Annotated in this window: 5 protein-coding genes; 4 read left to right on the top strand and 1 reads right to left on the bottom strand. The window is 61.3% G+C overall.

The features are described 5' to 3' along the window. Positions 1 to 61: 61 nt before the first annotated feature. Complete coding sequence (locus KYK14_RS20255) at positions 62 to 3223, bottom strand: SusC/RagA family TonB-linked outer membrane protein (protein WP_219161506.1); 3162 nt, start codon at positions 3221 to 3223, stop codon at positions 62 to 64. A gap of 372 nt (positions 3224 to 3595) precedes the next feature. Between KYK14_RS20255 and KYK14_RS20250 the strand changes: the two genes are divergently transcribed. From KYK14_RS20250 to KYK14_RS20235, 4 genes are all read left to right on the top strand, one after another. Further along, entirely contained in the window at positions 3596 to 4177 is a 582-nt protein-coding gene (locus KYK14_RS20250) for an RNA polymerase sigma factor (RefSeq protein ID WP_219161504.1), read from the top strand. A 321-nt stretch (positions 4178 to 4498) separates the two neighbouring features. After that, positions 4499 to 6154, top strand: coding sequence for an alkaline phosphatase PafA (pafA, locus tag KYK14_RS20245; protein ID WP_219161502.1), 1656 nt, complete (start codon positions 4499 to 4501; stop codon positions 6152 to 6154). 273 nt (positions 6155 to 6427) lie between these two features. Beyond that, positions 6428 to 7384 carry a FecR family protein gene (locus KYK14_RS20240; RefSeq protein ID WP_219161500.1) on the top strand — a complete coding sequence of 319 codons (957 nt, stop codon included), beginning with the start codon at positions 6428 to 6430 and terminating at the stop codon, positions 7382 to 7384. A gap of 85 nt (positions 7385 to 7469) precedes the next feature. Continuing rightward, the gene (locus tag KYK14_RS20235) at positions 7470 to 10763 is read left to right on the top strand and encodes a SusC/RagA family TonB-linked outer membrane protein (protein WP_219161498.1); all 3294 of its coding nucleotides are present in this window, start codon (positions 7470 to 7472) and stop codon (positions 10761 to 10763) included. The last annotated feature ends 216 nt before the right edge of the window (positions 10764 to 10979 follow it).

Here is a 10979-nt window from a genome sequence, read left to right as displayed (position 1 = left end):
CAGCTAAACCGTCAGGCTTCCCCTCTCCCGGAGGGCCGGGGGCCGGGGGGTGGGGTGACTACTAAATCCCCAAATTCAAACCAATAGTGAAAGTGCGGGGCAGGGGGTAGGTGCCCACGTCGAGGCCGATGCCGCCTACCTCGGGGTCGAGGCCGGAGTACTTGGTGAAGGTCACCAGGTTTTCGGCGGTGGCGTAGAAGCGCAGGCTGGCGCCGGTGCGCACGCGGTCCGTAAGAGCGGCGGGTAGGGTGTAACCGATGCTCAGGTTTTTCAGGCGCAGGTAGGAGCCGTTTTCCAGGTACCAGTCCGATACACGGCTGAAGTTCTGGTTGGCGTCGTTGGTGGAGAGGCGCGGGATGTCGGTGTCGGTGTTCTCCGGCGTCCAGGCGTTCAGCACGCGGCGGTCGAGGTTGTAGCCTTGCAGGCCGGCGTTGTAGGTCGAGAATTTATAGGCGTTGAACAGCTCCACGCCGCTCACCCCCTGCCAGAACATGCTCAGGTCGAAGCCTTTCCACTGCCCGCCCAGCGTGAGGCCGTAGGTGAGCTTGGGCATGCCGTTGCCTTTGTATACCCGGTCGTTGTCGTCAATGCGGCCGTCGCCGTTCACATCGCGGAACTTCAGGTCGCCGGGCTTGGCATTGGGCTGAATCTGCTTGCCCTCGCCGTTGGTGTAGGCCGCCACCTCCTGCGCCGACTGGAACAGGCCTTCGTTGGGAATCAAATAATAGGAATACAGCGGCTGCCCCGGCGCCGAGCGGTAGGGGTAAAGCTGACTACGCACGTTGTCGCCGTGCTGGATGAAGTCGGCGCCGTAGCCGTCGAGGTCCTGCACGCGGTTTTTCAGGGTGGCAATGTTGCCGTTCAGCTGGTAGCGGAAGTCGCCTACCTGGTCGTTGTAACCGATACCCAGCTCCACGCCCTTGTTCAGCACAGTGCCCACGTTGGAAGTAGCGCCTTCGCCTACCCCGGCGCTGGTGTTGGGCGCCACGGCGAAGATCAGGCCGCGGGTGTATTTCTGGAAGTAATCGGCAGTGATGGTCAGGCGATTATCCAGCATACCCACGTCCAGGCCCACGTCAAACGTCTCGGACCGCTCCCATTTCAGGTTGGGATTCGACTGCTTATTAATATAATAGCCCGTGCTGTACCCCGGCGTGCTGCCTAGGTAGGACTGCCCCGTTACGAGCGGCACATTATACGCGTAGTAGGCCACCGACTGAATATTGCCGATCTGCCCCCACGAGCCGCGCAGCTTCAGCGTCTGAATCGGCGCTACCTGGAAAAACGACTCCGAAGAAATCTTCCACGCACCCGACACAGCCGGGAAGTAGTCAGAATTATAGCGCGAGAGGCGCGAGGTTTGGTCGCGGCGTACGCTACCGGTCAGGAAGTAGCGGTCGTCGTAGCTGTAGGTGAGGCGGCCGATGGCCGAGGTAAGGGCATCCTGCCACACGTCGCTGGTAGGGCGCTGCACAAACTCTTTGGCATTGCCGATGTACTGGTACCAGTCGTCTTCGCGGTCGAAGTTCTGCGCCTGCACCGAGTAGTACTCGTAGTTGGTGCGCTGGGCCGAGTATACGGCCGTGAGGTCGAAGAAGTGCTTGCCCAGCGTTTTCTGGTAGCTCACCTGGTTGTCCCAAATCCAGCGGCGTCGGTCGCCCTGGCTCTGGGTCAGGTAGTTCATGGTGTTGGAGCGGCCCGGCTCCGGAATGCGCGGGTCGAAGCGCTTGTAGGACTCGCGCTGCAAATCCAGGCTGAAGCTGCTACGGAATTTCAGATTGTTCAGCGGGTTGTACTCCACGTAACCAATGCCATTCAGGTTCAGCAACGGGCTGTTCACGGTAGGTCGCTCCAGTAGGGCCACGGGGTTGTATACGTCGCCGTAGGCACCAGCAAATTTGAACTCCGGTGCCGGCGACATCGGCGTAACGCCCCCAAAAGTGCCGTCCTCGTTACGCACGGGCGCTGCCGAGGGCATGTAAATGGCGTTGATGATGCTCCCTGAGTAGCTGCTGCTGGTGTTGGTGCCGCGGGCATTGCGCTGGTTCACGTACACGTTCTGGCCCACCGTAATCTTGGGGCTGATGTCGTAGTCCGATTTCAGGCGCAGGGTGTAGCGCTTCAGATTGGTATTCAGCAGCAACCCCTCGCGGTTGTGGTAGCCGAAGGAGGTCAGGAAGCGGCCGCGTTCGTTGCCCCCGCTCACGGTGGCGTTCAGGTTGTAGATGCTGCCGGTGCGGAAAATCTCGTCAATCCAGTCGGTGCGCGTGATCTGACCCCAGGGGTTCTTGGTGGCGTCGTGGGCGGCGGGGCGGCCTACCCCGGCGTTGTCGGCGGCTTGGTTGTAGGCGGCGGCTTGCTCGGCCGCGTTCAGGGCGTGCGGCAGCTTGTAGGCCGATTGCCAGCCCTGGTACGTGTCGATAGTGACGCGGGGCACGCCGGCCTTACCGCTCTTGGTGGTGATGACGATGACACCCGACGCAGCCTGCGCTCCATAAATGGCGGCTGCGGCGGCGTCTTTCAGCACCGTGAGGCTGGCAATATCGTTAGGGTTAATTGGCCCGCCATAGTAAGGCATGCCATCTACCACGTACAGCGGGTCCTCGGCATTAATCGAGCCCGCCCCGCGAATTACTACCCGCGCCGTGGCCGAGGGGTCGCCGCCGTTTTGCACCACCGTCACACCGGCCACGTTGCCTTGTAGCATGTCCTGCACCGTGGAGATAGGGCGCTGGGCCTGTTTTTCGGGGTTGGGTAGGGTGGCAATGGCCGTGGTCACGTTTTCGCGTTTAGCCGTGCCGTAGCCGATTACGACCACCTCATCTAAACCCGTAGTGGCATCCGACAGGGTGATGGCGAAGTCCGTTTGATCGGCCACGCGCAGCTCCTGCTTTTCGTAGCCGATAAATGATACCACCAAGACCGCCTGGGCGGGGTCTTCCACAGTCAGCTGAAAGCGGCCGTCTGTGTCGGTGGTAGTGCCGGTGTTGGTGCCCTTCACCAGCACAGTCACGCCGGGTAGGGGCTGGCCGGCTTTGTCGGTGATGCGGCCCGTAACCGGGGTAGCAACCAGCGCCGGAAGCGCTTCCGCTACGGGCTGGCCATGTGAGTAGGGTAGGGGCTGGGCGGCCACGGCCGAACCCGTTAAACTCAGGGCAACAAGCGTTACAACCGTCCGCTTGCCTGCGGCTCGGTGTGGTCGTAGCTGTACGTGTTTTGGCATAGAAGCAGAGAGAAGTGGCGGAAACAAAAAGACCCCCGAAACGTATCAGCGCGCAGAGCAAGCAAATCAGCGAAAACCACCAACAAGATTCGTGGTAGTATAATCGGATAAGGCTGTTTACTAATGATTTATCGAACTAAATCTGCGTAGGTCGCAAGCGGTTTTGCGGTGGCTATTCGCGGCGGAGTAGCTCCGGGAGGTATTTGGACGCCACAAAGGAAGGCTCGCGTTGTGTCGTATATATTTCGCCGTTATCAAGTAATTGTTACCAACGGTTGTCGACCCTGGTGCCTCCTTTTGGCTGTGTTACGGTCGTGTTACCGGGCGGTAAAGCCTGTGTGATATCTGCGTATCACCTCTCTTATCGCATCCTTGGCCTTCTACCTTTGGCGCAAAGAATGCGCTGTGGCTACTGATACCCTACTTGAGCTACTGGAGCGAATCCGCACCAACGACTACCAAGCCTTCGAGCAGTTGTTCGAGGCGCACTGGCGGACCTTGTACCGGTATGCCTACAAGGTGCTGCGCCACGCCCCCGACGCCGAGGATATCACCCAGGAGCTATTCTGCGACCTGTGGGCCAACCGCACCCAGTTGCACGTGCAAACCAACGCCCAGAGCTACCTGCTCGGCGCATTGCGCAAGAAAATCCTCACCCGTTTCCGCGACGCCGACATCCGCAGCCGCCACTTGCAGCACTTCGGCGCCGCCCAGGAAATCAGCACCGAGCTTACCCTGCGCCACCTCGTGAGCCACGACACGCTGGCCGCCGTGCAGGCGCGGGCCCAGGCGCTGCCACCCAAGGAGAAAGAAGTGTTCTTGCTGAGCATGCTCCACGATTTTTCGGTGAAAGAAATTGCTGAGCGCTTCGCCACGTCTGAGCAAACCGTGCGCAACCAGATGAACAGCGCCCTGCATAAGCTTTCTCCCTACCTCGTCAAGCTGTTGAGCTAGGCACCCCACCCCGGCCCCTCCCCTCCGGGAGAGGGGTGCGTTCTAACGAATCGTTCCGGTGTCGTCTGGCACCCCTCTCCCGGAGGGGAGGGGCTGGGGGTGGGGTAGAACGGAGGTTCCCATGTTACCTCTTCGTTAAATCAGGGGTAGGCGATGGTTGAAAATGCCGCGGACTGCAACTGATACGGGTAGGCGGCCGCCCCGGCCGGGAAAGCAAGCAGCCCGCCGCCTACCCGCCGCAACAGTCGTGTTGCGCGTTTTTCTTTCCCTGCTCTGGTACCTGCGCGGCTTTTGGGCGCGCAATAGTGCCTCATCCTGTGTATGTTGCGAAAAATAGTTCTTTCTGCGCTCCTGCTAGGTAGCGCCCCCGCGTTGCTCGCCCAAAGTCCCAAAAAGCCCAAGCTGATGGTCGGTATCATGGTCGACCAGATGCGGGCCGATTACCTGCCGCGCTACCTCGACCAGATGGGCAACGACGGCTTCAAGCGCCTACTGCGCGAGGGGTTTCAGTGCCGCAACACCCACTACAACTATATTCCGACCGTGACAGGCCCCGGCCACTCGTCGGTGTACACGGGCACCACGCCGCGCTACCACGGCATTGTGGGCAACTCGTGGTACGATAGGCGCCTGCGCCACGACGTGTATTGCACCGACGATAGCACCGTGCAGCTGGTAGGTACCACCACTAAGAGCATGGGCGTTTCGGCCCGCAACCAGGTGAGCACCACCCTGGGCGACGAGATGAAAATGGTGTCCAATGGCCGCAGCAAGGTCATTGCGCTGTCGTTGAAAGACCGGGCGTCGGCGCTGCCGGCCGGGCACATGGCCGATGGAGCGTTTTGGTTTGATATCAACACCGGCAACTTCATTTCCAGCACCTACTACATGCAGGCGCTGCCCAAGTGGGTGGCCGATTTCAACGCCCAGAAAAAGGCCGACTACTACCGCCAGCAAACCTGGACGCCCCTGCGCGGCCCCGAGGCCTACCTCAACAGCGTGGCCGATTCCAACGCCTACGAGAAGATATTCAAGGGTAAAACCGCCGCTACCTTTCCCTACGAGCTGGGCAAGCTGGCCCCGCAAAACCCGCCGGCCTACGAGGCGGTCAACGTCTCGCCCTTCGGCGACAACCTGCTCACGGACCTGGCCCTGGCGGCCCTCGCCAACACCGACCTGGGCCGCGACGACGTGCCCGACTTGCTGGCCATCAGCTACTCCAGCCCCGACGCCGTGGGCCACACCTTCGGGCCGCTTTCCAAAGAAGAAAACGATTTGTACCTGCGCCTCGACCTGGAAATTGCGCGCCTGCTGCAAGCCCTCGACAAAACTGTGGGCAAGGGCAACTACACCATCTTCCTGACCGCCGACCACGGCGCCAGCGAAGTGCCCAAGTACCTGGCCCAGCACCACGCCCCCAGCGGCGCGCAGCACCACGCTACCCTCAACCAGGGCGCGGCAGCCTACCTCACCCAGCAGCTAGGGCCAGGCCAGTGGATTGAGGCGGAGCGCAACAACATGTACTACCTCAACCGGCCGCTCATTGCCAGCCGCAAGCTGGAGCTGGCCCGCGTGCAGGACCTGCTGGCCAGCTACCTCCGCGACCAAGACGGCATTGCCCAGGTGAATACCACCGCGCAGCTGCTCACCAGCAGCACCGGCGCCTTCCTGGAAACCAAGCTGCAAAACGGCCTCTACTACAAGCGTTTCGGCGACGTGCGCTTCGAGTTGGAACCCGGCTGGACCTGGGAGCTGGGGGTAGGGGCCACCCACGGCTCGGGCTACCTCTACGACAGCCACGTGCCCCTGCTGTGGTTTGGGGCCGGCATCGCGCCCGGCATCAGCTACGAGCCGCACACCATCACCGATATTGCCCCTACGGCTGCTATGCTGGTGGAAAGCAAGCTGCCTAGCGCCTGCACCGGCCAGCCCATCGTGGAGGTACTGAGTTCTAAATCCAACAAGAAATACCGGTAGTTCCGGAGCTGTTTGGTTTAGCTAAAAAGGTGGCCGAAACGGTGTGGAGACGCATATTTGCGTCTTGTCGTCTGCACGAAATCGTTCAACGACGAGACGCAAGTATGCGTCTCTACACCGTGCAGTAAGTAACACAGATAGTTTCTTATATAATCGTTGCTGCCTATTAGGCTCCCCCGCTCCCTAGGGGTGAGGTATCCCTCCTCGAATATTAAGCTTTCGTTACATCGGGCCTGGCGGATGGTTACTGCCGCGGGCTTGTGCAACTCTCTTATGAAGCCCTCGCATTCCCGCTTCCGTCGCCTGCCTTCCCGCCTGCAACGCTACCTGCGAAGCCGCCTCACTTCGCAACCAGCTGAGCAGAAACGGGAGCAGTGGCTGGATGCGCTGGTAGCTGCTACCCCCGACGATGACGCGCTCATCAATCAGGAAGCAGACGCGGCGCGGCGGGCCCGGATTCTGGCGGGAATCCAGGCCCGTACGCAGCCGGTGGCGCGGGTTCGTCCGCTGTGGCCGGCCCTGCGGATGGCGGCAGTGCTGGTGCCGCTGTTGCTGCTGGGCGCTGTGGCGTGGTGGCGCTCGTTGCCAGGCGAGCTGCACTACGCCACGGGGGTAGGGGAGCAGCGCGAAATCGTGCTTCCCGATAGCAGCCGCGTGTGGCTGCGGCCCCGCTCGGAGCTGACGTGTGCGGCCCGCTTTGGCGCCGTGCGCACCGTGCAGCTACGCGGCGAGGCGTTTTTCGCCGTCACCCGCAACCCGCGGCGGCCCTTTGTGGTGCGCACGGGCAAGGTGGCGGTGCGGGTGCTGGGCACGTCTTTCCTGGTGAAGGCCTACCCACAGCTAACCGCCACCACTGTGCTGGTGCGCACCGGCCGGGTGCAGGTAGCCCGCCAAGATACCGTGCTGGGCGTGCTGCACCCGCACGATCAGCTTGTCTATACATCGAATAATCAAGAATATACGCTTACCCACAACGAATACACCGACGCCCTGCCTACCAGCCAGTTGCTGACGTTTGCGCAAGCCTCCTTGCCCGAAATTCTGCTGCTGCTGGAAAATTACTACCCCGTTCAGTTTCAGGTGCGGCCCGAGGTGCCGGCCGTGGCCCTCTCGGGCACACTGGACCCGAAGCTCTCCGCCGACCAGATTACCGACGTGCTCAATGTGCTGTTGCAGCGCCACCACCTGCGCATCACCAAAGTTTCGGCCGCTACCTACCGGGTAGAGTAGGGCCGCAGTAGCACTCCCTTTTCCTGCTTTTCACCCTCGGGCAAACCAGCCTGCCGGGCCACGCCTTGCCCAAAACCGACCCTCTATGCTACACCTCGACTTCTTGACCTATTGCCGGCAGCGCGGCCGCCGGCTGCTGCTCACGGGCGCCCTCCTGGGGGCCACCTCCGCGCTACCCCACCTGGGGTTTGCCCAGAAAGCTAATGCCGAAGTGGCCTACTTCGCCGTGCCGGAAGGGTCGTTGGCGACGGCCTTGCAGCGCCTCCAGCGCGAAACTGGCGTCAACATTGTGTACGAAGCCCGCGACGTGCAGCAGGCTCGGGTGGAAGCAGCTGAGTTCCGCGCCGCCAAGGTAGGCGACATCATCCGGCAGATGACCCGCCGCACGCCCTTGCACCTGGAAGAAACCCAGGGTGTTATCATTCTGAAGCCTGATGCTGCCCCAAAAGCACCGGCCACCCCGCGCAAAGCGGCGCGGGAGGTGAAGGGCAGAATCACGGATGCCCGCTCGGGCACGGCTCTACCCGGCGTCACGGTGATGGCCAAGGGTACCTCCACCGGCACCGTAACCGACGCCGAGGGCCGCTACGCCCTGGTGGTGCCCGAGGAAGCCACGACGCTGGTTTTCTCCTTTATGGGCTACGTGGCTAAGGAAGTGACGGTAGGCGAGCAAACCAGCATCGATGTGGCCTTGTCCGAGGATAACAAGCTGCTCAACGACGTGGTAGTTATCGGTTACGGCTCGGCCAAGAAGGGCGAGGTGACCAGCTCCATCACCAACGTAGACCCGCGTGAGTTCAACCGCGGCGTGGTGGCTACCCCCGACCAAGTGCTGCAAGGCAAGGTGGCCGGCCTGAACATCACCCGCAGCGGCGATCCGAACGCCACGCCCACGGTGGTTCTGCGCGGGGCGTCGTCGTTGCGGACGGGGCAGGCGCAGGAGCCGTTTTACGTGATTGACGGCGTGCCGGCGGCCTCCATCAACCTGGTGGCGCCCGACGATATTGTGAGCATTGATGTGCTGAAAGATGCCTCGGCCACCGCCATTTACGGGGCGCGGGCCGCCAACGGGGTTATCATCATCACCACGCGGCGGCAGAAGCCCAGCGCGGCTGTGACCTACAGCGGCTACGTGGGGGTAGAGCAGGTGTCGAATACCATTGACATGCTGAGCGGCGACCAGCTGCGCAACTACCTAGAGGCCAACGGCAAGAGCCTCAGCCCCGCCGACAACGACGAGGGCACCAATACCGACTGGCAGAAGGAGGTGATGCGCACCGGCATCAGCCACAACCACACCATCAGCTACGGCGGCGGCTCCGAGAAGTCGGCTTTCAACGCCAGCGTCAACTACTTCAAGCGCCAGGGCGTGATGAAGACTTCCGACAGCGAGCGGATTATCGGCAAGATCAACCTCGATCAGAAAACGCTGAAAGACAAGCTGCAACTACGTTTCACGCTGACCAACTCCCTGCTCACGCAGCACCTGATTTCGGACCTGGTATACCGCAACATGTTCAACCATTTGCCCACCACCAACATCCAAAATCCCGACGGCACCTACAAGGAAAACCTGACCCGCACGCAGTACTACAACCCCGTAGCGCTGCTAAACCAGAACAGCGAGGAGCGCAAAATCAACACCCTGCTCGGCAACGCCAGCGCCCAGCTCACCATCCTACCCAACCTCACCAACACGCTCAGCCTGAGCATGCAAAATGAGTCGGTGAAGGGCGGGGCCTACCAGAGCCGGGAGTCGCCGGTGCCCAATAGCAACAACGTGACCGGCCTGGCCGCCAAGGGCCTGGCCCGGCGCTACAGCCTGGAAAACACCCGCAAGATTCTGGAAAACTATCTGACCTACAATCCCCTCAACACCGCCACCCACGACCTGAAACTGCTGGTGGGCTACTCCTGGCAGGAAGACAAAAACGGCGACGGTTTCCAGACCGATACCCGCGGGTTTGTGTCGGACCAGCTGGGCTACAACAACTTAGGCTTGGGCAACCCCAACGGCGTGACGCCCAACTACGACGCGGCCATTGCCGGCTATAGCCTGGGCATTTCTACCCTGCGCCTGATTTCGTTGTATTCCCGCGTGAACTACGGCCTCTTGGACCGCTACTTTCTGCAAGTGTCGGTGCGGCGCGATGGGTCGTCGGCGTTTGGGGTAAATAACCGCTGGGGCACGTTCCCGGCGGCCTCGCTGGCCTGGAACATCGCCCGCGAAGACTTTCTGGCGGGCCAGAGCAAGCTCACGGAGCTGAAATTGCGCGTGGGCTACGGCATCACGGGCAACTCGCTGGGCTTCGACCCGCTGATTGCCACCCAGCGTTACAGCAGCGTGGGTACGTTTTACTACAACGGTAGCTTTATCAAAGCCATCGGCCCCACGCAGAACCCCAACCCTGATCTGAAGTGGGAATCGACGGCCATGTTGAACGTGGGGTTGGACTTCGGCCTGCTGGGCAACCGCCTCAGCGGCACGGTAGAAGTGTACGACAAGCGCACCTCCGACCTGATCTGGAACTACCCCGTCTCGACGACGCAGTACTTTGTGAACACGCTGTACGCCAACGTGGGCGAAATCAGCAACCGCGGGGTAGAGCTGACGTTGAACGCGACGCCGGTACAAACGGCTGATTTTCAGTGGACCGTGAGTGGCAACTTGGCCCACAACGTGAATAAGGTAGAGAAGCTTGCCAACGACCAGTTCCGCCTCGATCAGGTGTACACGGCCTACCCCGGCGGCTCGGGCCAGAGCGGCATTTCCACGCAAATCGTGAAAACGGGCTACCCCATCGGGCAGTTCTTTTTGCCCGAGTACGCGGGGCGCGATGAGAACGGCTTGTCGTTGTTTTATAAGGCCGACGGCACCACCACCGGCTCGCCTACCCTGGCCGACTACCGCTACCAGGGCAACGCCCAGCCCACACTGCTCTACGGCGTGAGCAACACCGTGAGCTGGAAACGCCTGGACCTCAACTTCTTCCTGCGCGGCGTGACGGGCAACAAGATCCTGAACGCCACGCTGGCCAACCAGAACATTCCGGCTCAATCCACGGCCAACAACTTGCCGGTCTTTTCGCTGAACGAGCCCTACAACGACAACCGCGCCAACTACTACTCCGACCGCTACCTGGAAAGCGGCGCCTACCTACGCCTCGATAACGCCACGCTGGGCTACAATCTGCCCATCAAAAACGAGTACGTGAAGCGCGCCCGCGTGTACCTCACCAGCCAGAACCTGTTCACCCTCACCAAGTACCGCGGCATCGACCCCGAGATGAACCTGGGCGGCCTCACGCCCGGCCTCGACAACAACAACTTCTACCCTAAAACCCGCTCCTACGTGCTGGGCGTGAACCTGGAATTTTAAGCGAGACCCCACCCCCGGCCCCTCCCCTCCGGGAGAGGGGAGCCTTTATCAGAGCTATTAGCTGATAGCTGTTAGCCGTTAGCTTCGTTCAGCAAAAGCTAGTAGGTACTAGCTGGTAGCTAACAGCTGACGACTGGCACCCCTCTCCCGGAGGGGAGGGGCCGGGGGTGGGGTCCACACAACCATCGACTACCCATGACTACGAAAATCATACGT

It is taken from the genome of Hymenobacter profundi, from assembly GCF_019334315.1.
Taxonomy (GTDB): Bacteria; Bacteroidota; Bacteroidia; order Cytophagales; family Hymenobacteraceae; genus Hymenobacter; species Hymenobacter profundi.
Note: the sequence above shows the minus strand (reverse complement) of the source record. Positions and strands in the feature narration are given on the sequence as shown.

Excerpts from the sequence above, each read along its gene's own strand:
- KYK14_RS20255 (WP_219161506.1), bottom strand. The coding sequence starts at position 3,223 with ATGCCAAAACACGTACAGCTACGACCACACCGAGCCGCAGGCAAGCGG.
- pafA (WP_219161502.1), top strand. The coding sequence starts at position 4,499 with ATGTTGCGAAAAATAGTTCTTTCTGCGCTCCTGCTAGGTAGCGCCCCC.
- KYK14_RS20240 (WP_219161500.1), top strand. The coding sequence starts at position 6,428 with ATGAAGCCCTCGCATTCCCGCTTCCGTCGCCTGCCTTCCCGCCTGCAA.
- KYK14_RS20235 (WP_219161498.1), top strand. The coding sequence starts at position 7,470 with ATGCTACACCTCGACTTCTTGACCTATTGCCGGCAGCGCGGCCGCCGG.